23 protein-coding genes are annotated in these 22,920 nt (G+C 71.5%); 11 read left to right on the forward strand and 12 right to left on the reverse strand.

Annotated features, from left to right (window positions below):
• Positions 1-89: 89 nt before the first annotated feature.
• Positions 90-1,001, reverse strand: a complete 912-nt coding sequence (gene mqnP, locus IF655_RS23430; RefSeq protein ID WP_199587135.1) for a menaquinone biosynthesis prenyltransferase MqnP — start codon at positions 999-1,001, stop codon at positions 90-92.
• An 11-nt stretch (positions 1,002-1,012) separates the two neighbouring features.
• Positions 1,013-2,470, reverse strand: a complete 1,458-nt coding sequence (locus IF655_RS23435) for a menaquinone biosynthesis decarboxylase (protein ID WP_199587070.1) — start codon at positions 2,468-2,470, stop codon at positions 1,013-1,015.
• Positions 2,471-2,545: 75 nt separating this feature from the next.
• Here IF655_RS23435 and IF655_RS23440 point away from each other — a divergent pair, with 75 nt between their 5' ends.
• The 5 genes from IF655_RS23440 to IF655_RS23460 all read left to right on the forward strand — a co-directional run bounded on the left by IF655_RS23440 (position 2,546) and on the right by IF655_RS23460 (position 6,524).
• Complete coding sequence (locus IF655_RS23440; protein WP_199587071.1) at positions 2,546-2,821, forward strand: PLD nuclease N-terminal domain-containing protein; 276 nt, start codon at positions 2,546-2,548, stop codon at positions 2,819-2,821.
• Positions 2,822-2,839: 18 nt separating this feature from the next.
• Positions 2,840-3,289 carry a nucleoside deaminase gene (locus IF655_RS23445; RefSeq protein WP_199587072.1) on the forward strand — a complete coding sequence of 150 codons (450 nt, stop codon included), beginning with the start codon at positions 2,840-2,842 and terminating at the stop codon, positions 3,287-3,289.
• A 214-nt stretch (positions 3,290-3,503) separates the two neighbouring features.
• The gene (locus IF655_RS23450) at positions 3,504-4,898 is read left to right on the forward strand and encodes a condensation domain-containing protein (protein WP_199587073.1); all 1,395 of its coding nucleotides are present in this window, start codon (positions 3,504-3,506) and stop codon (positions 4,896-4,898) included.
• A gap of 135 nt (positions 4,899-5,033) precedes the next feature.
• The gene (locus IF655_RS23455) at positions 5,034-6,065 is read left to right on the forward strand and encodes an NADP-dependent oxidoreductase (RefSeq protein ID WP_199587074.1); all 1,032 of its coding nucleotides are present in this window, start codon (positions 5,034-5,036) and stop codon (positions 6,063-6,065) included.
• A 21-nt stretch (positions 6,066-6,086) separates the two neighbouring features.
• Positions 6,087-6,524 carry a MerR family transcriptional regulator gene (locus IF655_RS23460; RefSeq protein WP_199587075.1) on the forward strand — a complete coding sequence of 146 codons (438 nt, stop codon included), beginning with the start codon at positions 6,087-6,089 and terminating at the stop codon, positions 6,522-6,524.
• Here the strand turns inward: IF655_RS23460 and IF655_RS23465 are convergent.
• The 8 genes from IF655_RS23465 to hemL all read right to left on the reverse strand — a co-directional run bounded on the left by IF655_RS23465 (position 6,508) and on the right by hemL (position 14,693).
• Positions 6,508-6,903, reverse strand: coding sequence for a hypothetical protein (locus tag IF655_RS23465; RefSeq protein WP_199587076.1), 396 nt, complete (start codon positions 6,901-6,903; stop codon positions 6,508-6,510). The two genes, IF655_RS23460 and IF655_RS23465, sit on opposite strands and share 17 nt — an antisense overlap.
• Positions 6,904-6,928: 25 nt before the next feature.
• Entirely contained in the window at positions 6,929-8,014 is a 1,086-nt protein-coding gene (gene ccsB / locus IF655_RS23470; protein ID WP_199587077.1) for a c-type cytochrome biogenesis protein CcsB, read from the reverse strand.
• Entirely contained in the window at positions 8,011-9,729 is a 1,719-nt protein-coding gene (locus IF655_RS23475) for a cytochrome c biogenesis protein ResB (protein ID WP_199587078.1), read from the reverse strand. The genes ccsB and IF655_RS23475 overlap by 4 nt, the downstream gene beginning before the upstream one ends.
• Positions 9,729-10,499, reverse strand: a complete 771-nt coding sequence (locus IF655_RS23480; RefSeq protein WP_199587079.1) for a cytochrome c biogenesis protein CcdA — start codon at positions 10,497-10,499, stop codon at positions 9,729-9,731. Before IF655_RS23480 ends, IF655_RS23475 begins: the two co-directional genes overlap by 1 nt.
• A 1-nt stretch (position 10,500) precedes the next feature.
• Complete coding sequence (locus IF655_RS23485; RefSeq protein ID WP_206776313.1) at positions 10,501-11,091, reverse strand: TlpA disulfide reductase family protein; 591 nt, start codon at positions 11,089-11,091, stop codon at positions 10,501-10,503.
• Positions 11,092-11,193: 102 nt separating this feature from the next.
• Positions 11,194-12,516 (reverse strand): hypothetical protein, encoded by a 1,323-nt coding sequence (locus tag IF655_RS23490; RefSeq protein WP_199587080.1) that lies wholly within the window; start codon positions 12,514-12,516, stop codon positions 11,194-11,196.
• A 156-nt stretch (positions 12,517-12,672) separates the two neighbouring features.
• Positions 12,673-13,326 (reverse strand): histidine phosphatase family protein, encoded by a 654-nt coding sequence (locus IF655_RS23495; protein ID WP_199587137.1) that lies wholly within the window; start codon positions 13,324-13,326, stop codon positions 12,673-12,675.
• A gap of 41 nt (positions 13,327-13,367) precedes the next feature.
• The gene (hemL, locus tag IF655_RS23500) at positions 13,368-14,693 is read right to left on the reverse strand and encodes a glutamate-1-semialdehyde 2,1-aminomutase (protein WP_199587081.1); all 1,326 of its coding nucleotides are present in this window, start codon (positions 14,691-14,693) and stop codon (positions 13,368-13,370) included.
• Between the two features lie 442 nt (positions 14,694-15,135).
• On the opposite strand from hemL, the gene IF655_RS23505 reads away from it, so the two are divergent.
• Positions 15,136-15,801: a hypothetical protein gene (locus IF655_RS23505; RefSeq protein WP_199587082.1), complete on the forward strand. Its 666-nt coding sequence runs from the start codon at positions 15,136-15,138 to the stop codon at positions 15,799-15,801.
• A gap of 39 nt (positions 15,802-15,840) precedes the next feature.
• Here the strand turns inward: IF655_RS23505 and IF655_RS23510 are convergent, their stop codons facing one another.
• Together IF655_RS23510 and IF655_RS23515 are read right to left on the reverse strand one after the other, a co-directional pair.
• Entirely contained in the window at positions 15,841-16,488 is a 648-nt protein-coding gene (locus IF655_RS23510) for a response regulator transcription factor (RefSeq protein WP_199587138.1), read from the reverse strand.
• Positions 16,489-16,490: 2 nt separating this feature from the next.
• Positions 16,491-17,705, reverse strand: coding sequence for a sensor histidine kinase (locus IF655_RS23515; protein WP_199587083.1), 1,215 nt, complete (start codon positions 17,703-17,705; stop codon positions 16,491-16,493).
• Positions 17,706-17,873: 168 nt separating this feature from the next.
• On the opposite strand from IF655_RS23515, the gene IF655_RS23520 reads away from it, so the two are divergent.
• The 5 genes from IF655_RS23520 (at position 17,874) to IF655_RS23540 (ending at position 22,918) form a co-directional block, all read left to right on the forward strand.
• The gene (locus tag IF655_RS23520; RefSeq protein ID WP_199587084.1) at positions 17,874-18,398 is read left to right on the forward strand and encodes a YceI family protein; all 525 of its coding nucleotides are present in this window, start codon (positions 17,874-17,876) and stop codon (positions 18,396-18,398) included.
• The gene (locus IF655_RS23525) at positions 18,395-19,324 is read left to right on the forward strand and encodes an ABC transporter ATP-binding protein (protein ID WP_199587085.1); all 930 of its coding nucleotides are present in this window, start codon (positions 18,395-18,397) and stop codon (positions 19,322-19,324) included. Before IF655_RS23520 ends, IF655_RS23525 begins: the two co-directional genes overlap by 4 nt.
• Positions 19,321-20,109 (forward strand): ABC transporter permease, encoded by a 789-nt coding sequence (locus IF655_RS23530; RefSeq protein ID WP_199587086.1) that lies wholly within the window; start codon positions 19,321-19,323, stop codon positions 20,107-20,109. The genes IF655_RS23525 and IF655_RS23530 overlap by 4 nt, the downstream gene beginning before the upstream one ends.
• A gap of 230 nt (positions 20,110-20,339) precedes the next feature.
• Positions 20,340-21,341 (forward strand): trypsin-like peptidase domain-containing protein, encoded by a 1,002-nt coding sequence (locus IF655_RS23535; protein ID WP_199587087.1) that lies wholly within the window; start codon positions 20,340-20,342, stop codon positions 21,339-21,341.
• Complete coding sequence (locus IF655_RS23540) at positions 21,338-22,918, forward strand: hypothetical protein (RefSeq protein WP_199587088.1); 1,581 nt, start codon at positions 21,338-21,340, stop codon at positions 22,916-22,918. The genes IF655_RS23535 and IF655_RS23540 overlap by 4 nt, the downstream gene beginning before the upstream one ends.
• The last annotated feature ends 2 nt before the right edge of the window (positions 22,919-22,920 follow it).

Here is a 22,920-nt window from a genome sequence, read left to right on the forward strand (position 1 = left end):
GCCGGGTGGGGTAGCACGGAGTCGTACCCCACCCGTCACACGCGGAGCTGCGCGTGTACCGGTACGCGGACCTGTATGCGCACCTGTGCTCAGACCGTCAGACCCCGCACCAGCAGGTCCAGCAGCGCGCACACGAAAAGAGCGATGCCGATGAAGCCGTTGACGCTGAAGAACGCCCTGTTCAGCCGCGACAGATCATGCGGTCGCACGATCCGGTGCTCGTACACGAACGCCGACCCCACGATCACCAGACCCAGCCAGAAGAACGCGCCCGCGTGGGTGGCGAGGGCGTACCAGATGAAGAGGGCCATCGTGAGGGCGTGGCAGACGCGCGCGCCCCAGATCGCCGCCGGGATGCCGAAGCGGGCCGGGACCGACTTCACGCCGATCTCGCGGTCGGTCTCGACGTCCTGGCAGGCGTAGATCAGGTCGAAGCCGCCGATCCAGATGCCGACCGCGAGCCCGAGGATCACCGCGTCCCAGGACCAGGTGCCGGAGATGGCGAGCCAGCCGCCGACCGGTCCCATCGCCTGGGCGAGACCCAGGATCGCCTGCGGGAAGTTGGTGAACCGCTTGCCGTACGGATAGACCACCATCGGGATCACCGCGACCGGCGCGAGCGCCAGGCACAGCGGGTTCAGCAGCGCGGCGGAGCCGAGGAAGACGATCAGGGCGATCAGCGCGCCGGTCCACGCGTGCCGTACCGACATCGCGCCGGTGACCAGCTCGCGGTGGGCGGTGCGCGGGTTACGGGCGTCGATCTCGCGGTCGATGATCCGGTTGACCGCCATCGCGAAGGTGCGCAGCCCGACCATGCAGATGGTGACGAGGAGCAGCCGCGCCCAGTGGACGTTCTTGTCCCACTGGTACATCGCGGTGAGCGCGGCGATGTAGGCGAAGGGCAGCGCGAAGACCGAGTGCTCGATCATCACCAGGCGCAGGAACGCCGGAACACCCCCGCGTCTGCGGGGACCATGCTTCGCGCTGCCCTCTCCAAGAATGACCTCACCGCTCACAGTCCGTACTCCTTCCAGCGCCGCGTCACCCGTTCGGCCGTATCCGGATCCGACAGGACCATGTCCGGCCAGCCCCCGTCCCTCGTGTAGCCCTCCTCGGGCAGCTTCTTCGTCGCGTCGATGCCCGCCTTGCCGCCCCAGAACTGCTGGTAGGAGGCGTGGTCGAGATGGTCGACGGGACCCTCGGCGACCACCAGGTCGCGCGCGTAGTCGGTGTTGCCGAGCGCCCGCCAGGCGACCTCGTGCAGGTCGTGCACGTCGCAGTCGGAGTCGACGACCACGATCAGCTTGGTCAGGGACATCATGTGCGCGCCCCAGATCGCGGACATCACCTTCTGGGCGTGCTTCGGGTACTTCTTGTCGATCGAGACGATCGCGCAGTTGTGGAAGCCGCCCGCCTCGGGGAGGTGGTAGTCCACGATGTCCGGGACGATGATCTTCAGCAGCGGCAGGAAGAAGCGCTCGGTGGCGCGGCCGAGGGGACCGTCCTCCGTCGGCGGGCGGCCGACCACGATGGACTGGAGCAGCGGTCGCTTCCGCATCGTCACGCAGTCGATCTTCAACGCGGGGAACGGTTCCTGCGGGGTGTAGAACCCGGTGTGGTCGCCGAAGGGACCCTCGGGCAGCATCTCGCCCGGCTCCAGCCAGCCCTCGAGGACGACCTCGGCGTTCGCCGGGACCTGGAGCGGGACGGTCTTGCAGTCGACCATCTCGATCCGCTTGCCCGCGATGAACCCGGCGAACATGTACTCGTCGATGTCGCCGGGCAGCGGGGCGGTGGAGGCGTAGGTGACGGCGGGCGGGCAGCCGAAGGCGATGGCGACGGGCAGCCGCTCACCGCGCCGGGCGGCGACCGCGTAGTGGTTCCGGCTGTCCTTGTGGATCTGCCAGTGCATGCCGATGGTGCGCCTGTCGTGCCGCTGGAGGCGGTACAGACCGAGGTTGCGGACACCGGACTCGGGGTCCTTGGTGTGGGTGAGCCCGAGGTTGAAGAAGGAGCCGCCGTCCTTGGGCCAGGTGAACAGGGCGGGCAGCGCGTCGAGGTCCACGTCGTCGCCGGTGAGGACGACCTCCTGGACCGGCGCGTGGTCGCCCTTGACCTTCTTCGGCGGTACGTGCGCCATCGCGCCGAGCTTGCCGAACGCCTCGCGGACGCCGACGAAGCCGTGCGGCAGCTCGGGGCGCAGCAGTCCGCCGATCTTGTCGGAGATCTCCGCGTACGACTTCAGCCCGAGCGCCTTGAGCAGGCGGCGGTCGGTGCCGAAGACGTTCATCGCCAGGGGCATCGCGGAGCCCTTGACGTTCTCGAAGAGCAGTGCCGGTCCGCCGGCCTTCTGCACCCGGTCGACGATCTCACCGACCTCCAGGTACGGGTCGACCTCGGCCTTGATGCGCTTGAGGTCACCCTCGCGCTCCAGCGCCCGCAGCAGGGAGCGAAGATCGTCATAAGCCATGTGTCCCAGTATCGGCCACCGGATACGCTGGCTCGGTCACCGGGGCCGTACACACCGTCGGGAGAACGCGCGCCCATGCTCAGGTATCTGCCGTTCCTGCTGGTCCTGGCCCTGTGGATCTATGCCTTCGTGGACTGTCTGAACACCCCCGAGGACGAGGTCCGCCATCTCCCCAAGCTCGCCTGGGTCGTCGTCATCCTCCTGTTCGGCGAGATCCTGGTCGGTCCCGTCGCCTGGCTCCTCGCGGGCAAGGTCCGTCACCGCCCCGCCCCCGCGCCCACCTGGGTCGCCCCGGACGACAACCCGGAGTTCCTGAAGTCCCTGGAGAAGGACGACCCCGACCGGGACTGAGAGCACGTGAGAGGGCTCATGGACACGGAGTTGGCGCGGGTCTGGCTCGCCGTCGCACTGGAAGAGGCTCGTACCGGGCGTGCCGAGGGCGGGGTGCCGGTCGGTGCCGCGCTGTACGGCGCCGGTGGCGAGCTGCTCGGGCGGGGGCGGAACCGGCGGGTGCAGGACGACGATCCGTCGGTGCACGGGGAGACGGACGCGTTCCGGGCGGCGGGGCGGCAGCGGTCGTACCGGGGGACGACCATGGTGACCACGCTCTCGCCGTGCTGGTACTGCTCGGGTCTGGTGCGGCAGTTCGGGATCTCGCGGGTGGTGATCGGGGAGGCGGAGACGTTCTCCGGCGGGCACGAGTGGCTCGCCGGGCACGGGGTGGAGATCGTGCTGCTTGACGATCCGGAGTGCGTGGCGCTGATGCGCGGGTTCATCGAGGAGCGACCGGAGCTGTGGTTCGAGGACATCGGGGTGTAGGCACGCCCTGGACAAGGACCCGCTCCGGACCCGCTCCGGTCCCGCTCCGGTCCCGCGCCCGCCCCGGTGACCGTCACGGTCGGTTAATCACTTCCGCGTTCGGCTCGCCATCCGTTCCGCTGAAATGACCGGCGCGGGCATGTCTCCACCGCTCGGGACGGCATTCCCTTGAGCGGGGGCCCGTCCAGTGGGCCCCCTCTGCGATCGGAGACGCGTGCGAATCACTGACATCCAGCGCTGCGAGGTCCGGCCGGGACGGCTCGTCGAGTGGACGCTGAGTCCGGCGACCGTCGCGGCGGCGGCGAGCCTGCCGGAGGACTCCCGGCCCCCGGCCTACATCCAGGAGTCGCACATCAGGACCGCGAGGTCCGTCCGCGAGGACGGCCTGTTCGTGCCGACCTGGCTGGGCGCCTCCTTCGACCTGCCGGGTCCGGTCGACCTCGACGTGCTCCAGGAGGCGCTGCGCTCCTGGACCGTACGGCACGAGACGCTGCGCAGCGGCTTCCGCTGGGCGGGCGAGAACGACGCGGAGCTGCGCCGGTTCACGCTGGAGGAGGACGACGTCACCCTGCACCGCGAGACGGTCGGCGACTTCCCCGACGCGGAAGCGCTGGCCGGGCACCTCCAGGACCGGTTCGACACGGTGGCGGACGCGCTGCGCTGGCCGAACCTGATCTACGCGGCGGTCGTCCGCGACGACTCGGCGACCGTCTTCCTCGCCTTCGACCACAGCAACGTGGACGCCTACTCGCTGCACGGCATCCCGGCCGAGATCGAGGAGCTGTACACGGCGGGGCTCCAGGGGCGCGGTCCGGTGGTGCGCACCCCGGCGGCGAGTTACGTGGACTTCTGCGAGATCGAGCGCGCGGACGCGGACCGGCTCGACGGCGACCACGCGATCGTCTCGCGCTGGCGGGAGTTCATCCAGCGCTGCGACGGCACGCTGCCCTCGTTCCCGGTGGACCTCGGGGTCACGCCGGGCGGTCCGCTGCCGCGGCAGAAGATGATCTGCGAGCCGCTGGTGGACGCGGAGACGGCTGCCGCGTTCGAGGCGTACTGCCGCCCCTACGGCGGGAGCCTGGTCGGGCTGCTCGCGGCCACCGCGCTGATCGTGCACGAGCTGGGCGAGCAGCCGGTGTACCGCACGGTCGTCCCCTTCCACACCCGGGTGAAGTCCCGCTGGACCGACTCGGTCGGCTGGTACGTCGGCGGCGCCCCCATCGAGGTCCCGGTGTCCCACACCCCCGACCTGACGGCCACCCTGCGCACGGTCCGCGCCGAGCTGCAGTCCAACCGCGCCCTGTCCCGGATGCCGCTGGCCCGCGTGCTGCGCCTGCTCGGCGCCGACTTCCGCCCCACCTCGCCGGACCTGTACTCGATCGTGTCCTACGTCGACACCCGGGGCATCGCGGGCGCCGACCGCTGGACCGACCAGAGGGCCCACGCCCTGCTCCGGGTCTCCTACGGCGACCAGGTCTGCGTCTGGGTCAGCCGCCTCCACGACGGACTCTGGCTGGCCAGCCGCCACCCCGACACGGACGTGGCGACGAAGAACATGCGCCTGTACGTGGAGCGCCTGCGCGACCTGATGTCGACCCTGCCGGGCTGAACGGGGTGCCTCCGGCCGAGCGAGCGGCGCACGACCTGCCGAGGTGAGCGGGCGACGCGGGCGGGCTTGACCCTGACGTGCGGGGCAGGGGTTAGCGTCCGCGGGTTCCTGCCGTCCGCCTTCCGGGAGACGTCCATGACCTCCGTCCTGCCCGCGACCGTCCGTGCGGTGCGGCTCGCCGCCGTGCCCGAGGGGCTGCCCGTGCCCGGGGACCTCAGCCTCGCCGAGGTCCCGGCGCCCGTCCCCGCGCCCGGTCACGTCCTCGTGCGCAACCGTGCCTTCCAGGTCTTCGCCGGTCTGCGCACCCTGATCGGCGGGGCGGCGCGGGACACCCCGGCGCCGGGACTGCGCCCCGGGGACACGCTGTTCGGTCCGGCCGTCGGTGAGGTGCTCGCCGCGGCGGACCCGTTCAAGGCGGGCGATCTGGTGCTCCACCCGCTCGGCTGGCGCGAGTACGCCCTCGTACCGGTCGCCGCGTGCACCCCCGTCGACCCGGCGCTGCCCGACCCGGTCGCCGCCCTCTCCTCCGGCTCCGCCGCGTACGGCGCGCTCACCCGGGTGGCCCGGGTGCGCGCGGGCGACGTCGTCCTGGTCACCGGCGCGGCGGGCGGGGTGGGCTCGCTGGCGGGGCAGATCGCCCATCTGCTGGGCGCGGACCGGGTGATCGGCACCACCCGCTCCCCGGCGAAGACCGCTCTCCTCGCCGAGCTGGGCTACGACGCGGTCGTCACCGCCGGTCCGGGCACGGACCCCGCCGACTTCGCCGGGCGGCTCGCGAAGGCAGCCCCCGACGGCGTCGACGTCCTGCTGGACACCGTCGGCGGACTCCAGCTCGCGGCGGCGGTGGACGCCGCCCGGACCGGCGCACGGTTCGCGCTGGTCGGCGCGCTCGACGGCCAGCTCGCGACCGAGGGCGCGGGCGCCACGGCGCCGGTACGGCTGGACGCCTTCCGGATCGTCGTACGGGGCGTGTCGCTCGGCGGCTACCGGGGTCCGGAGCACCCGGAGGTGGAGGCGGAGTGGACGGACCGCTTCGGGCGCTGGCTGCGCTCCGGCGAGATCCGCTTCCCCGTCACCCGGGTCACGGGACTGGACCGGGCTCCGCAGGCGTTGTCCGGGCTGATCGCCGGGCAGTATTCCGGCACGGTCGTGGTGGAGCTGCCGTAGGACCGGCGAGCGGGGTGGGGCATGAGAATCGGAGACGCGGCGGCAGCCGTGGGAACGACACCCCGCGCCCTGCGCTTCTACGAACAGCGCGGTCTGCTCCCCCCGCCCCGCCGCACCGGCGCGGGTCAGCGGGACTACGGTCCCGCCGAACTCGCCCTCCTCCAGGTGATCCGGCGCCTGCTGACCCTGGGGCTCACCGTCTCGGACCTCGCCGCCATCGCGGACCGGCTGCCCCTGCTGGCGGCGGACCCCCGCCCGTGCGGTACGACGGACCCCGGTGCCGCGCGCCAGGGCGCCGTCGGGGCGCCGGTCGTGGAGCGCCGTATCGCCCTGCTCGACGCGGAGATCGCCCGGCTGTCCCGGCTCAGGGACGCGCTGCGGGCGGGGCTGGACGGCGAAGAAGCGGAAGCGGCGGAAGCGGCGAGGGAGGACGGTTCGGCGGTCAGCCCAGTGCAGTGAGCAGCCGTTCGAAGCGCTCGCGCCAGTCCGCCTCCGTCGCGCCCTCGCCCTGGAACTCGTGGGTGAAGCGCAGCGCGCTGCCCATCTCGCCGTCGCGCTCCAGATGGAAGCGGATACGGCCGCCGCCCTCGACCGTGTACTCGGCGACGCGGTCCACGTCCCAGGCGGTGATGCGCCCCGCGCCGAGACCCCGCAGGGCGACGGTGCCGTCGAGGCGGGGTTCGAGGACGTCCACCGGGACGCACCAGCCGGTCAGACCCTCGGCGGTGGCCAGCGCGGGCCAGATGTCACCCATGGACCTCGGGACACGCACCAGGAGATGGAGTATGTGCGTGTTCCCGTGGGTCTGACTGGTGCCCTGTTCGATGGAACCGCTCATGGCACCAGTGTCCCGTACCGGTCGGTCACACGCCCGCGTAGGAGTGCTTGCCGGTCACGAAGATGTTGACGCCGTAGTAGTTGAACAGCCAGCAGGCGAAGGCGAGCATGGCCAGGTAGGCGGCCTTGCGGCCCTTCCACCCCGCGGTGGCGCGGGCGTGCAGGTAGCAGGCGTAGCCGATCCAGGTGATGAAGGACCAGGTCTCCTTGGGGTCCCAGTTCCAGTAGCGTCCCCAGGCGTCGCCCGCCCAGATCGCGCCCGCGATGATCGTGAACGTCCACAGCGGGAAGACCGCCGCGTTGACCCGGTAGGCGAACTTGTCCAGCGAGGCGGAGGCGGGCAGCCGCTCCAGGACCGAGGTGGCGAAGGCGCCGGGCTTGCCGCCGGTCTGGAGCTTGTTCTCGTAGGAGTCCTTGAACAGGTACAGGATCGTGGCGACCGCGCCGACGTAGAACACCGCGCCGCAGAAGATCGCGGTGGAGACGTGGATGTACAGCCAGTACGAGTGCAGGGCGGGGACGAGCTGGTCGCTGGCGGTGTAGAGCACGGTGACGGCGAGACCGAGGTCGAGCAGGACCGTGGTGATCAGGAACAGACCGAGCCAGCGCACGTTCTTCTTCAGCGCGAGCAGCCCGAGGTACACGGCGACGGCGACCGTGGAGAAGGTGATGTTGAACTCGTACATGTTGCCCCAGGGGGCACGCTGCACGGACGCCGCGCGGGCGACCACACCGGCCAGCTCCACGAGGAACGCCAGCACGGTCAGGGAGATGGCGATCCGGCCGTACAGGTCGCCCTGGACGTCGCCGCCGTGGGCGCCGGGACCGTCCGGCACGTCCCGGGCGCCGGCCGCCTGGCGGACGACGACCTGGGGTCGCTCCAGGACGGCGGTGCCGCCCGCCTGCTTGACGGTGACGGCGGGTCCCTCCGCCTTCGCCGCCTTCCCCTCGGCGGTGAGCGCGGCGGCGGTACGGCCGACCTTGCTGCGGCTGCCGAAGAGCCATTCGGCGATGTACGCGAAGAAGGCCAGGGTGTAGACGGCCATCGACGAGTAGATCAGCGTGTTGCTGACACTCGCGAGGTGTTCGTTGGTGGCGGCGGCGAGAATCACTGCTGCTCAGCCCCTTCGGCAGAGACGACGCGGGATGCGTCGGTGTCGTCGTTGGTGTCGTCGTCGGCGGGGGCGGTGCTTTCGGGGGCGCCCGGCGCGGTGTCGTAGAGCGTTCCGGCGAGGTCGGAGAGTTCCTCGGGGACCTTCGCGGACTCGCTGCGGCCGAGGCCCGCCATCTCCACGACGGTCACGCCGTCGGGACCCGTGACCGCCCGGACCCACACGCGGCGGCGCTGGATGAACAGGGACGCGGCGAGACCGAGGATCGCGGCGAGCGCGCCCGCGAGAGCCCAGCCGCCGCCGGGCTCCTGGACGATCTCGAAGCCCGCCCATTCCTTGACGTTCTTCTCGAAGGTCACGGACCCCGCGCCGTTCGGCAGCTTCATGGTCTGGCCGGGCTTGAGGTTGTCCCTGAGCTGGGCGCCCTTGGCGTCCTTGTAGCCCTTCAGGTGCCGCTGGTCGAGCTGGTAGACGCTCTGCGAGAGCCCCGCGTCCACGCCGAGGTCGCCGTGGTACGGCTCCAGGTTGAGCACCGGGTTGAGCAGCGCCGGGAACTGGGAGAGGACGTTGGCGCCGCCGCCGTAGGTCGGCAGGAAGAAGGCGCGGATGCCGAGCTGCTCCTTGGTGCCGTTGGCGTCGCGGTAGCCGTCCATGACCTTGATGACGCCCTGCGAGGTGACGTTGCCGTCGAGCGGGAGCAGGGGGACGGCGTCGTGGTAGACGACCTTGCCCTTGCCGTCGCGGACGGTGATCACGGGGGCGTAGCCGTGGCTGACGAGGTAGACCTTGGAGTCGCCGATCCTCAGCGGCTCGTTGACCTTGACGGTGGTGGTGCGCTGCTTGCCGTACGCGCCCTCGCTGTAGGCGATCTTCGCCTGGTAGGTGCGCGGGGTGCCCCGGTTGGGTCCGCTCATCTCGTAGGTGCCGGTGAAGTCCTTCAGGTCGAAGCTGAAGGGCACCAGGTCGTCGCCCTGGAACAGGCTGCCCGACTTGAAGTCGTCGTACATCGGCAGCGCGTTGGAGAAGCCGTCGCCCTCGACCATCAGCTTGGTGCCGTCGGACTTGAACATCTGGCCCGAGGCGAAGGCGACGAGCAGCACGATGAGGGCGACGTGGAAGACCAGGTTGCCCAGCTCGCGCACGTACCCCTTCTCGGCGGCGACCGCGTCGCCCACCCGGTGGGCACGGAAGCGGCGCTTCTTGAGCAGCGCGAGCGCGGTCTCGCGGACCTGCTCGGGGTCGGCGGTGGTGCGCCAGGTGGTGTACGCCGGGAGCCGGTCCAGGCGCCTGGGCGCGCCCGGCGGGCGACCGCGGAGCTGGCCGACGAACTGCCAGGTGCGCGGGACGATGCAGCCGATGAGGGAGACGAACAGCAGGATGTAGATCGCGGAGAACCACACCGAGCTGTAGACGTGGAAGAGCCCGAGCTTGTCGTAGACGGGCGCGAGCGTGGTGTGCGCCTTGCGGAAGTCGTCGACCTTGTTGGCGTCGGCGCCGGTCTGCGGGATCAGCGAGCCGGGGATCGCGCCGAGCGAGAGCAGCAGGAGCAGCAGCAGCGCGACCCGCATGGAGGTGAGCTGCCGCCAGAACCAGCGGGCCCAGCCGATCACGCCCAGCGAGGGCGGGGTCGACAGGTCCTCCTGGGGCGCGGTGGACATCTGGGAGCCGGCCGCGCCCAGGCCCTCCGGGGAGGTGTCGGTAGTGGTCTTGCTCATCAGATCCCCACAGAGAAGCCGTCGGACCAGGTCTGCATCTCCCGCACCAGGTGGTCCCACGCCCCGGTCAGCAGCAGCACACCGGTCACGATCATCATCGTGCCGCCGATGCGCATCACCCAGACATAGTGGCGTTTGACCCAGCCGAACGCGCCGAGCGCCTTGCGGAAGGCGACGGCGGTGAGCACGAAGGGCACGCCGAGCCCCAGGCAGTACGCGACGGTCAGTATCGCGCCCCGGCCCGCGCTCGCCTGCTGGGAGGAGAGGGCGACGACGGAGGCGAGGGTCGGACCGATGCAGGGCGTCCAGCCGATCCCGAAGAGGGCGCCGAGCAGGGGCGCGCCGAGGAGTCCGGTGGCCGGGCGCCGGTGGAAGCGGAACTCGCGCTGGGTCAGCCAGGGCATCAGACCCATGAAGAAGACGCCGAGCACGATCATGAGCACGCCGAGGACCCGGGTCAGGACGTCCTTGTAGCTCTGGAGGGTCTGGCCGAAGAACCCGAAGAGGGCGCCGCCGGAGACGAACACGACGGTGAAGCCGAGTACGAAGAGGGCGGCGCCGGTCGCCATCCGCCCGCGCCGGGCGTCGGCCAGGTCGGTGCCGGTGACGCCGGTCACGTAGGAGAGGTAGCCCGGCACCAGCGGCAGCACGCAGGGCGAGAAGAAGGAGACGAGCCCGCCGAGCACCGCGACGGGCAGGGCGAGCAGCAGGGCGCCGTTGAGCACGGTCTGGTTCTGCCCGCCGGCGGCGAGCGTGAGGAGCGGACTCACGTCACTTCTCCGCCGCGACCGGCTTGAGCATCTCCCGCAGCGCGAGGTCGTCGAGCTGCTCCAGGGCGCGCGCGGCGATCTTCCCGTGCCTGTCGATGATCAGGGTGGAGGGAATGAGCTGCGGGTTGAGCGTGCCCTTCTTGAAGCGGAGCAGGAGCTTGCCCGTGGGGTCGTACAGGCTGGGGTACGTGATCCCGTTGGCCTTCTCGAAGTTGCGGGGCTGGGTGGTGTTGGAGTCGCGGGTGTTGATCCCGACGAACTGCACGCCCTTGTCCGCGTACTCCTTGGAGACCTTGGAGAAGTACTTCGCCTCCGCGCGGCAGGGACCGCACCAGGAGCCCCAGACGTTGATGACGACGACCTTGCCCTGGTAGTCGGCGACGTCGAGGCTCTTGCCGTCGATGGTCTTCCCGGACAGGTCCGGCGCCTTGACGCGGTGGGCGGGGGCGACGGTGTCGACGCCGTTGTCGCCGGTGACGAAGTTGGTGTCGCCGCCCCCGCCGGAGATTCCGCCGTTGCCGCACGCGGACAGGACCAGGGCCGCGAGGGCGGTCACGGCACCGAGCAGAGCGGCGCGGCTACGGGTACTCATGTGAAAAGTTTCGCATGGCTGTTCCGGGGCTTTCGCGCGCCCCCCTGCTGGCGGAAAACCCCATTTCAACCGGTATTTACACCGGGCAAAACGGACACGCCGTCACGCCGCGCCATTGCCGGTGCCGCTGCCGCCCTTGGCGCTTCCGCCCTTGCCGCTGCCGCCATCGGCGAGGAATCCCTTCCAGCCCCCGGCGGGCTTCTGCCCCACGTCCAGCGTGCGCAGCCCGGCGAGGACCTCGGGCTTCTGCACGTCCAGCCAGTCGGTGAACTGGCGGAAGGAGACCAGGCGCACGTCGGCACCCTTCTCCTTCTCGCGCGCGATGTGCTTGAACGCCTCCTCGACGGCGTCCATGTAGAGACCGCCGTTCCACTGCTCGAAGTGGTTGCCGATGAAGAAGGGCGCGCGGTTGGTCTCGTAGGCGCGCTGGAAGCCGGATATGTACGCCTGCGCGGACTGCTTGCGCCAGCCCGGGTAGTTGTAGGCGGGGGCGTTGGTCGAGTTCACGGACTGGTTGGCGAGCATGTTGTAGTCCATGGACAGGACCTCGAAGGAGTGTCCGGGGAAAGGTATCTGCTGAAGGGGCAGGTCCCAGATCCCGAGCCGCTTGGACGGCCAGACCTGGCGTCCGCCGGGCGAGGAGGCGTCGTAGCGCCAGCCCAGCTCGCGGGCGGTGGGCAGCAGGTGGTCCTGGCCGAGCAGACAGGGCGTACGACCGCCGGTCAGCTCCTTGTCGTAGTCGAAGGGCAGCGAGGGCAGGTCGGTCCAGCCCGTGTTGGTGCGCCACTCCTTGACGAACTTCTTGGCCTGGTCGATCTCGCTGCGCCACTGGGCGGGCGTCCAGTTGCCGACGGTGCCGTAGCCGCCGCAGAAATGCCCGTTGAAGTGGGTGCCGATCTCGTGGCCCTCCAGCCAGGCGCGGCGGACGTTGGCCAGCGTCGCCTTGACGTGCGCGTCGGTGAGGTAGCCGATGTCGGAGGCGCCGCGCGGGTTGTTCGGCGGGTTGTAGAGCCGCTTCTTCGACTCCGGGAGCAGATAGAGCCCCGAGAGGAAGAAGGTCATGCTCGCGCCGTGCTCCTTGGCCAGGTCCAAAAAGCGCGGGAAGAGACCGTTGCCGACCTCTCCGGCGCCGTCCCAGGAGAAGACCACGAACTGGGGCGGGGTCTGACCCGGCTCCAGCGGCTCGGGGCGGGCGGGCTGGTGGGGCTGCGCGCCGGTGAAGGAGGTGGAGCCGTCGCCGATGGGACGCGCCTTGGGGCGCGCGGGGTGGTTCTTGCCGTCTCCCGCGTGCTTCCCGGAACCGGCGCCGTGGCCACCGGCGTCCGGGGAGTGGGCGGACTTCACGGTCCCGCAGCCCGCGAGTCCCGCGGCAGCCGCCGCGCCCGCGCCGAGCCCGAGTATTCCCCTCCGGGAGATGGTGTGCATGGGTTCCCCGATCCGTCACGCCCGCTGGTGTCACTCGGTCAGAGGGCGTGACGAAGGGGGAGGTTCCGCGATCCACTGCCTATTTCGCAGCGGACACGACAAGATTGCTCGAACCGCGCCGTATGGGTGGATTCACCCCATGGTCTCCCGGCGGGTTCAGGCCCCGAACGCCTTGCCCTGTCCGGCGCCCTTGGCGGGCTTGGCACCCGCGTGGAGGTGGGCCGGGACCAGGTCGATGGCGGGCTCGCTGTAGCCGACGGAGACGATCTTGTCACCCCGGAAGGTGAAGCTCGTCAGCGAGGCGAGGGTGCACTGCCGCTTGCGCGGGTCGTGCCAGAGGCGGCGCCGCTCGACGTAGGAGCGCACGATCCAGATCGGGAGCTGGTGGCTGACCAGCACCGCCTCGTGCCCCCGGGCGCGGTCCTTGGCCGCGTTCAGCGCGCCCATCATGCGGACGACCTGGTCGACGTACGGCTCGCCCCAGGACGGCTTGAACGGGTTGACCAGGTGCTTCCAGTTCTCCGGCTTGCGCAGCGCGCCGTCGCCGACACCGAAGGTCTTGCCCTGGAAGACGTTCTCCGCCTCGATCAGCCGCTCGTCGGTGGCGAGGTCGAGACCGTGCGCCTTGGCGATCGGGGTGGCGGTCTCCTGCGCGCGCTCCAGCGGGGAGGCGACGACGTAGGTGATGTCGCGCGGGGCGAGGTGCTCGGCGACCCGCTCCGCCATCCGGCGCCCCAGCTCGGAGAGGTGGTAGTCGGGCAGGCGGCCGTAGAGGACACCGGCGGGGTTGTCGACCTCGCCGTGCCGCATGACGTGGACGACGGTGAGGTCCTGGTCGCTGGTGCTGGTGCTCACGCGGTCGCCTCCGCGGCGGCTCGGGCCGCCGCCGGGAGGGCGTCGGCGATCTTCTGGATGGCCCGCTCGTCGTGGGCCGTGGACACGAACCAGGACTCGAAGGACGACGGCGGGAGGTACACGCCGTCCGCCAGCAGCGAGTGGAAGAACGCGTTGAAGCGGAACGATTCCTGCCGCTTGGCGTCCTCGTAGGTGCGCACCTGCCGGTCGGTGAAGAACACCGAGAACATGTTGGACGCGGTCTGCAGCCGGTGCGCCACGCCCTCCTTGCTCAGCGCCTCGGTGACCAGCGCCTGGATCTGCGCGGAGACCGCGTCCACCTTGTCGTACGCCGCGTCGTCGAGCAGCCGGAGCTGGGCGAGACCGGCGGCGGTGGCGACCGGGTTCCCGGAGAGGGTGCCCGCCTGGTAGACCGGTCCCGCCGGGGCGAGGTGGGCCATCACGTCGGCGCGCCCGCCGAACGCGGCGGCGGGGAAGCCGCCGCCCATCACCTTGCCGAAGGTCATCAGGTCCGGGACGACGCCGTCGACGCCGAACCAGCCCGCGCGGGAGGTGCGGAAGCCGGTCATCACCTCGTCGGAGATGAACAGCGCGCCGTTCTTGGCGCAGGCGTCCTTCAGCCCCTGGTTGAAACCGGGGTCCGGCGGGACGACGCCCATGTTGCCCGGCGACGCCTCGGTGATCACACAGGCGATCTCGCCCGGGTGCCGGTGGAACGCCTCCTGCACGGCTTCCAGGTCGTTGTACGGCAGCACGATCGTGTCCCCTGCCTGCGCGCCCGTGACACCGGGGGTGTCGGGCAGCGCGAAGGTGGCGACACCGGAACCGGCGGAGGCGAGCAGGGAGTCGACGTGACCGTGGTAGCAGCCGGCGAACTTGATCACCTTGGCGCGGCGGGTGAAGCCGCGGGCCAGCCGGATCGCGCTCATGGTCGCCTCGGTGCCGCTGCTGACCAGGCGCACCTGGTCCACGGGCTCGATCCGGGCGACGATCTCCTCGGCGAGCGCGACCTCGCCCTCGCCGGGCGTGCCGAAGGACGTACCGCGGGCGACCGCCTCCTGCACGGCGGCGATGACCTCGGGGTGCGAGTGCCCGAGGATCATCGGACCCCAGGAGCACACCAGGTCCACGTACTCGCGCCCGTCGGCGTCCGTGAGGTACGGACCGCTGCCGGAGACCATGAACCGGGGCGTACCGCCGACGGCACGGAAGGCGCGCACCGGGGAGTTCACGCCACCCGGGGTGACGGCGGAGGCACGGTCGAAGAGCGCCTGGGATGCGGGCGCGTCGTAGGGATAGGGCGTTTCGCTCTGGGCGCTCATGGCGTGCGACTACTCCGGCTTCTCGGACTCCGGTTGCGGGGTGACTCCCTCAGGGTAGGCGGTGGGGCGGGAGGGAGAGGGGGAGCGGGGGCGCGCTGCGGGTTCGGGGCAGGGGTGAGCGTGCGGGTGCGACGGCGCGGGCTCGGGGTCGGACGGGGAGTCGGACGGGGGCGGGCAGGTGGTCGGACGGGGAGTTCGAATCTTTCGACCGGGGTCCGCCGGACGTTCCTTCCGGAACCCCTGGCCGATCTTTCACGATCTGCGAGACTGACACCTGATACACACACCTCATGCGGCACGTAGTGATCGGGGACCGGGGATTTTCCTGCGGACTGAAGATTCACCGCACGTTTCGGCGGGCGGCCGTGGGGGAGGTCACTGACACGATGATCGGGTTGCGCGGCGGGGGCCACGCGTCCTAGAAAAGCACTCGGGTGGAGATATGCATCGCGGTGGCGGACTGGGCGAGGGGACTGATGACCTGGGTCCTCGGCGAGCCCGGCGGGGAAGGCACCGGCGCGAAGCGGAGGAAGCGACCGAAGCACGTCAGGCTGACGCACGTCAGACACAGGGTGTACCGAGTGAGCCCGAGCGGCACGACCGGCAGAACGACCGCCGGCCCGACGACCGGGCCGAGAGCCTCCGGTTGGGGAGCAGGAATGGTGGTCGGGTGGGGGTGACGTACAAGTACTTCGGTGCGCCGGACGGTGCGACCGCTGCCCGCGTCCCCATCTCGATGCGTCCCGAGGAACTCGGCGGCGACGAGCTGGGCATGAACGGCATGTTCACCAAGATCAAGCCGGAGACGATGGCGGCGATGGTGCTGACGGGCATCGAGGGCGTCCCCCTGCACAAGGTGCCGCCACTCGAACTCGTCGTCCTGCACCCGGACTACGCGGTGGTCAAACTCCCCATGACCGTGGTGGACCCCCTCCGCGACATAGGCGAGGAAGCGGTGGGCGCGGCGGCGTTCATCTGGTCGACGGTCCCGGACCGGGGCGGACCCCGGGACGCGTTCAATGTGTACCAACTGCTGCATGAGTGGCAGGACTTCAGCCATCGGTTGCATGAGGCGGGGCATCAGCCTTATTGCCTGGTGTGGCCCTGACGGTCGATCCGTAGGGCGCCGTCACTCCGGCGGGCGCCGTCAGTCCGTCAGCCCCGCGTCATGCGCCAGCAGCCCCGCCTGCGTCCGGTTCGCGCAGCCCAGTTTTTCCAGGGTGCGGGAGACGTAGCCCTTGACCGTGGCTTCGGAGAGGTGGAGCCGGGTGGCGATGCGGGCGTTGGAGAGGCCCTCGCCGAGGCCGGTGAGGACCTGGAGTTCGCGTTCCGTCAGAGCGGCGAGCAGGTCGCGGGCGCGGTCGTGGGCGGAGAGGCGGTCGGTGGAGGCGGCGACCAGGCGGCGGGCTGCCGAGGGGGACAGGACGGTGTGACCCTGGGCGGCGGTGCGTACGAGACCGATCAGTTCCTCGGGTGGGGTGGACTTCACCAGGAAGCCGACGGCACCGGCGCGCAGCGCCCGCAGCACGTACTGGTCGGCGTCGAAGGTGGTCAGGACCACGACGAGCGGCGGGTCGGGCAGCCGTCCCAGGTGGCCGATCGCGGTCAGACCGTCCATGCCCGGCATCCGCAGGTCCATGAGGACGACGTCCGGGCGCCCGCGCCGGACCGCCTCCAGCCCCGCCGCACCGTCGTGGGCTTCGGCGACGACCTCGATGTCCGGAGCCGAGCCGAGGATGGTGCGCAGGAATCCGCAGACCATGGGCTCGTCGTCCACCACCACGACCCGGATCATGCTCATGCCTCCACTTCGGCGGTCGGGACGAACGCGGGCAGCGTCGCCTCGACGCTGAACCCGCCGTCGGTACAGGGTCCGGCACGCAGGGTGCCGTGCACCAGCTCGATGCGCTGCCGCAGCCGCGCGATCCCGAGCCCGGAACCCGTGCCGGCGAGGGCTGCCGCCGGGGCGCCGGTGGGCGCGGTGTTGTGGACGGTGAGCCGTACCCCCGCGCTGTCGTACGCCACGTTCACCCGCACCCTGGCTCCGGGCGCGTGCTTGCGTACGTTGGTCAGCGCTTCGCGCAGCACCCGGTAGGCGGTGCGTCCGACGACCGGGGAAGCCAGCGCCGGGTCGCCCTCCTCGACGAGTTCGGTCGGTATGCCGACCGCCACCGACTCGGCGACGAGGTCGGCGAACCCCGTCACCGAGGGGGTCCGGTCGCCCTCCGGGGCGGTGCGCAGGATGCCGACCAGGTCGCGCAGTTCCTCCAGCGCCTGGCAGCCCGCGGCGCGCAGCTCCTCCGCCGCCCGCCGGGTCTCCTCGTCCGGCGCGGTCACCTTCAGGGCGCCCGCCTGGAGCACCATCAAACTGACCCGGTGGGTGACCACGTCGTGCATCTCCCCGGCGAGCCGGGCGCGTTCCTCGGCGCGGGCGCGCTCGGCGAGCAAGTGCCGTTCCCGTTCGGCGCGTTCGGCGCGCTCGACGAGGGCGCGCAGCAAGCGGCGGCGGGTGTCGAAGTACAGCGCGAGGAGCGGTCCGACCGCCGTGCGCAGCAGCCCGACCGTCATGGTGGTGAGGGACGGCTCCCAGGGGCGCATGACGACGAGGGTGAGGGCGGCGAGCACGGCGTACGCGGTACGGCGGTTGCGGCTGCCGCACCGGTCGCGCCGGTAGAAGAGCGGACCGTACGCCGCCGGGAGCGTGGCGAAGGGCGCCCAGATGCCGCCGGGGTGGCGCGGTGTCAGCAGCCCCGCCGGGTAGACCAGCAGCGACACGGCGAGGGTGAACGCGCCGAGTACGGCGACGACGGTCAGCGGGGCGGTGCGGCGTACGGCGAGCGAGGCGCACGCGAGCGCCTGGGCGGCGAGCAGGGTCCAGGCGAGCGGACCGGGGCGGTCGGGCCACCAGGTGGCGCCGGTCAGGGTCAGGGCGGTGTCGAGCAGGACGAAGGCGGTCGCGATCGCCACGTCCACGGCGAGCCGGTGGCGGCAGTGCCATGGTCCCTCGGTCATGCGGGCCACCGTAGGACACCGGGGGCGCGGGGCGGTCCCGGTCGGCGGGATCGAGGACTTGCGGCGGGGGCGGACCCTACGAAAGTCGGCTGCGGACAGCACCAACGCGGGCTCCGCGCACGACCGTTCACTCTTCCCCGCAGCCCGCCCGCGGCGTGCAATGGGGGCATGGACGCGACAGGCGGCACCACTCCGACGACTCCCCGGACCCCCCGCCCGGGCCGCTACACGATCGACCCGGACGGCTCGGCGCTCTCCTTCAGGACCACGCACGTCTTCGGACTGCTGCCGGTGCGCGGCACGTTCGCGCTGCGTGGCGGCACCGTCGACGTGGCGGACCCGCTCTCCGGCTCGCGGATCAGCGCGGAGGTCGACGCGGCGAGCTTCCGCTCGGGCAACGCGCAGCGGGACGCCGCCGTACGGTCGGCGCGGTTCCTGGACACCAGCACGCACCCGCTGATCACGTTCGTCTCCGGGGAGATGGAGGCGGACGCGGTCTCCGGCACGCTGACCGCGCACGGCGTCTCCCGGCCGGTACGGCTGTCGGTGGTCCGACTCGCGCTGTTCGAGGGCGGATTCACCGTGCGGGCCACTCTCCGAGTCGACCGCACCGAGTTCGGGGTGACCGCCTCGCCGGGGATGGCGGGGCGGCGCCTGGACCTGACGGTGGAGGCGCGGTGCGTGCGGGGATGAGCGACGCGGTCGTGGTGGCGGGGCTGCACAAGCGGTACGGGGACGTGCACGCCGTGCGCGGGGTGGACTTCACCGTGGCGCACGGGGAGATCTTCGCGCTGCTCGGGCGCAACGGGGCGGGCAAGACGACCACCATGGAGATCCTGGAGGGGTTCCGGGACCGGGACTCCGGGCGGGTCGAGGTGCTCGGTCTGGACCCGGGTGAGAGGGCCACCGGGCGGGCGCTGCGCGAGCGGATCGGGCTGGTGCTCCAGGACGTGGCGGTCGAGCCGTACCTCACCGTGCGCGAGACGGTCGCCCGCAACGCGGGCTACTACCCCGCGCCGCGCGACACCGACGAGGTGATCGCCCTGGTCGGTCTCGCCGGGCTGGAGAAGCAGAAGGTACGGGCGCTCTCCGGAGGTCAACGGCGGCGCCTGGACCTGGCGTTGGGTGTCATCGGGGACCCCGCCCTGCTCTTCCTCGACGAACCGACGACCGGGTTCGACCCCAACGCCCGCCGCAACGCCTGGCAGTTGATCCGGGAGCTGCGCGAGACGGGCACCACCGTCCTCCTCACCACCCACTACATGGAGGAGGCACAGCGGTTGGCCGACCGGGTCGCGGTGATCGCCGACGGTCTGATCGTCGCGGAGGGCACGCCCGCGACCCTCGGCGGTCGCGACACCGCCACCACCCGCATCCGCTTCGCGCTCCCACCCGGAACCACCGTCGCGGACCTGCCCGTTGACGCCGCGGCGGACGAAGACGGTCTGCTCACCGTCGAGTCCACCGAACCGACCGCGACGCTGCACCTCCTGACCGGCTGGGCCCTGCGCCACGACACCGTCCTCAACGCCCTGACCGTGGACCGCCCGAGCCTGGAAGAGGTCTATCTCCGCCTCACGGCACCCCGGGAGACCGCCCCGGAAGGGAGCGTCCGATGAGCACGACGACGACCACCGGTCGCGGGACCCGCCTGCTCTGGCACCAGATCCGTTACGAGCAACTCTCGTTCTGGCGCAACCCGCAGAGCGCGTTCTTCACCTTCGTCTTCCCCGTAGTGGTGATGGCGGTCTTCGGCGGTCTGTTCGGCGGCATCGGCTCGACCGACTTCTACTACGGCCGCTCCGCGCTCCAGTACTACGTCGCCACCATCGCCGCGCTGTCCGTACTGGGCTCCTGCTACAGCCAGTTGGCGATCGTCCTCGCCACCCGCCGCCAGAGCGGAGTACTGAAGCGGGTCCGCGCCACTCCCCTGCCCGCCTCGGTGTACTTCGTCGGACTGCTCGCCCACTGCGTCCTGGTGAGCCTGGTCGACGTCCTGCTCATCACCGCCGTCGGCACCCTCTACGGCGTCCCCCTGCCCGCCCTCTCCCACTGGCCCGCCCTCACCGCCGCCCTCCTGCTCGGCGCCGCCGCCTTCTGCGCCCTCGGCGTCGCGGTCGCCGCCCTGATCCGCAACGCGGAAGCGGCTCCCGCGGTGGTCCAACTGGTCCTGTTCCCCTTGGTGTTCATCTCCGGCACCTACATGCCGATCCACTCCCCCGCCCTGAACTCCCTCGCCTCCGCCCTCCCGGTGAAACCCTTCAACGACGCCCTCCTCCACGCCTTCACCCCGGGTCCCGCGACCCTCCCCTGGTCCGACTTCGGGGTGCTGGCGCTGTGGGGGGTCGCGGGGGCGGTGGTGGCGGTGCGGCGGTTCCGGTGGGATCAGGGGCGGGGCGAGTGATCCGGTCGCCGTACGGCGCGTGCGCCCCCGGCACGCCGTCCCCTTCCCACCGCGCGCTCGTGCGTGTACCGATGATTCGCCGGTGCCGCATCCGGTAAAGCTCCGGGATACGCACAGCCCGTGTGCGGAGCGCGTGCGCTTCGTACGCTGGTTCATTCGTGGGCCGTCCGTCGACGGTGCCATGCGGGGGAAGGGGCGGGTCAGTGGCGAAGGGGGATGCCGCGGGGGCGGTGGCCTCGGGAAGAGTGCGCGTCCTGTCGCCGCGCGGGGGCGTCCGGGGCGCGGGCATTCTGGTGCGGGCGGACACGGTGCTGACCTGCGCGCATGTCGTGACCTCGGTCCTCGGCCAGGGACCGGGGGACGGGACCGCGCCCGAGGGGAGCGTGCTGGTCGACGTGCCGGGGCTTCCGGGCGGTACGCCCGTCGGGGCGAGCGTCCTGCCCAACGCCTGGTTCCCCGGACCGCTCGCCGGTGGCTCCGGGGGCGACCTCGCCGTCCTGCGCCTGTCCGGGGCGCCGCCCGGCGGAACGGCGGCGGCACGGCTCGGAGCGTGCGGCGAACCGGAGCGGCGCGAGGTGCGGTTGTACGGCCATCCCGCGGGCGCGCCCGACGGGCTGTGGGCGCGGGCGCGCCTGGTCGGCCGGGGCGGTCCGCACCACGACTGGATACAGCTCGAAGGCACCGGCGTCGGCGGACCCCGGATCGGTCACGGCTTCAGCGGTGCCGGGGTGTGGGACGCGGCGGGGCGCCGGGTCGTCGGGATGGTCACCGCGGCGTACACCGACCAGCAGGCGAGGGCGGCGTGGATGCTTCCGCTGGAGGCGGCGGCGCGGGCGTGGCCGGAACTGGGCGGGGCGCTCGCGGAGGCGGAGCCGGAAACGTCGCCCGTGCCGCAACCCCCTTCCGACCGTGACCAGTTCGCGCTGGCCGACGCGCTCCTGGACGTGCCCCCGATCGAGGACGACGGCGGCGCCGCGCTGCGCGGTCTGCTGCCGCCCCGTATCCGCCGTGCCGTACGGACGCACGCCCGGCCCCGGCTCCAGCTCTTCTTCGTCGTCCAGGCGTGCGCCGAGCACCCCGACGGGCGGCGCGCCCTGGTGGACGCCGTACGGCTCCTGGACGACGAGTCCCGGGCCGCGCGGTCCGCCCTGGACCTCCTGGAGAGGCTGTGGCCGGCGCCGGCACCCGCCGGTGGTCCGCGTCCGCCCGCCCCGGGAGGCGCATCCTCGTGACGCTCGTGCCGGATTCCTGGGGACCGCCCAAGGTGCTGCTCGACGCGCTGGACGCCGTCCCGTGCTTCGAGGAACCGGTGCTGCTGCACGAGTGCGCGCGCCAGGTGGGGCGGGCGCTGCGGATCAGGATCGTGCTGCCCGACACCAGCCGACGCCGGATCGCGCTCATGTTCCTCCTCCGCGAGGTGATGGCCCACCCGGACGGGCTGCGGGTGCTGGGCGGCGTGGTCTCGATGCTGGAGGGCGAGACCCGCGACATGGCCCGGCTGCGCACCGCCATCGCCCTCGCCGAGGTCCCCCTCTTCCCCGCCCCCACCTGGGAACGCCTGATGACCCTCCTCGGCGGTCTCGAAGTCCTCGACATCGCCGGGGTCTTCCACGAGGCACTCGGCGACCGCCCCGACCCCCTCCCGGCGCACTGCGCGGAACCGTGGTCGGCGGTGCTGTACGCGGCGACGCTGAACGCCCGGCCGGGGCGGGCGCTGCCCTGTGTGCTGCTGGTGGAGGAGCTGGCGCGGTACGCGAGGGGCGGTCAGCGGCAGGAACTGCTCGACTGGGCGGCGGAGCACCGGCAGTTGCCGGAGGCGTACCCCGGCGGCAGCGCGCCCGGCCACGGCGGCGCCCCCAACCTGCCCGCCGTCGCCGCGGGGGAGGGCGCCCGTCCCGCCGTCCGGTCCGAGCGTGACTTCGCCCGCCCGGTGAGTGCCGTACCGCCGATGTCGTTACCCGGGGTCGACAAGGAGACCGTGTGGTCCCCCGCCACCTGGCTGATGGTCCGGCTCCGTCCTCTGCTCTATTCCGACCGCGCGCATACGCAGCAGCTCACCTACTGGTACCGCAACGGCAGCAGTCCGGCTCCGTATCCCGTGAAGGGCGGGGATCTGGAGATCGACGTGGTGGATCTGCCCGAACGCGTGAAGTCGCTGGTGCAGGAGGCCGAGACCGGCTGGGCCTATCTGTGCCGGGACGACCTCGCCCTGGAGTTCGTGCTGCCCAAAAGCCTCATGCACCTGCCGGTGGAGAGCTGGGCGAAAGAGGGATTCGGCGGTGCGGAGGCGACGCTGGGCAAGGACCATCCGGTCGTCCTGCGCAGCCTGGAACGGGTGGAGGGGCGGGCGACCCACGGCCGCTGGGCCAAGCGGTGGGACACGCTGAAGCCGGGCTGCCGGGGCCCGGTGCACTGGTTTCCCGGTGAGCATCCCGACCGTCTGCTCGCGGACCCGCACCCGGTCATGGTTGTCCTGAGCGGACCGCCGGGCAGCCGGGGAACCATGGACTCCGGCATCGACGAACTGGACGTCTCCCTCCGGGCGGGGGTGCCCATAGTCGTATGGGACCGCCGTGGCGGAATCGACCCCGCCTTCCGGCATGAATTGCTGGAAATTGCCGCACGCACGGGCGTTCACCGATTGCCTGAGGTAGTCAGGGCGTTGCGCATTGGGGCCGGAGACGGGGATCCTGCTGAGGGTGGCTCCTCTGCGCTCGGTCACCACGCAGCATTGCTCTGGGACGACCCGTACCGCCTGCCGGGCGGACCGGGAGAAGCGGCGGAGTCTTCCGCGCAGGGGGGAGGGTAGGG

The organism is Streptomyces sp. DSM 110735, from assembly GCF_016482685.1.
Lineage (GTDB): Bacteria > Actinomycetota > Actinomycetes > Streptomycetales > Streptomycetaceae > Streptomyces.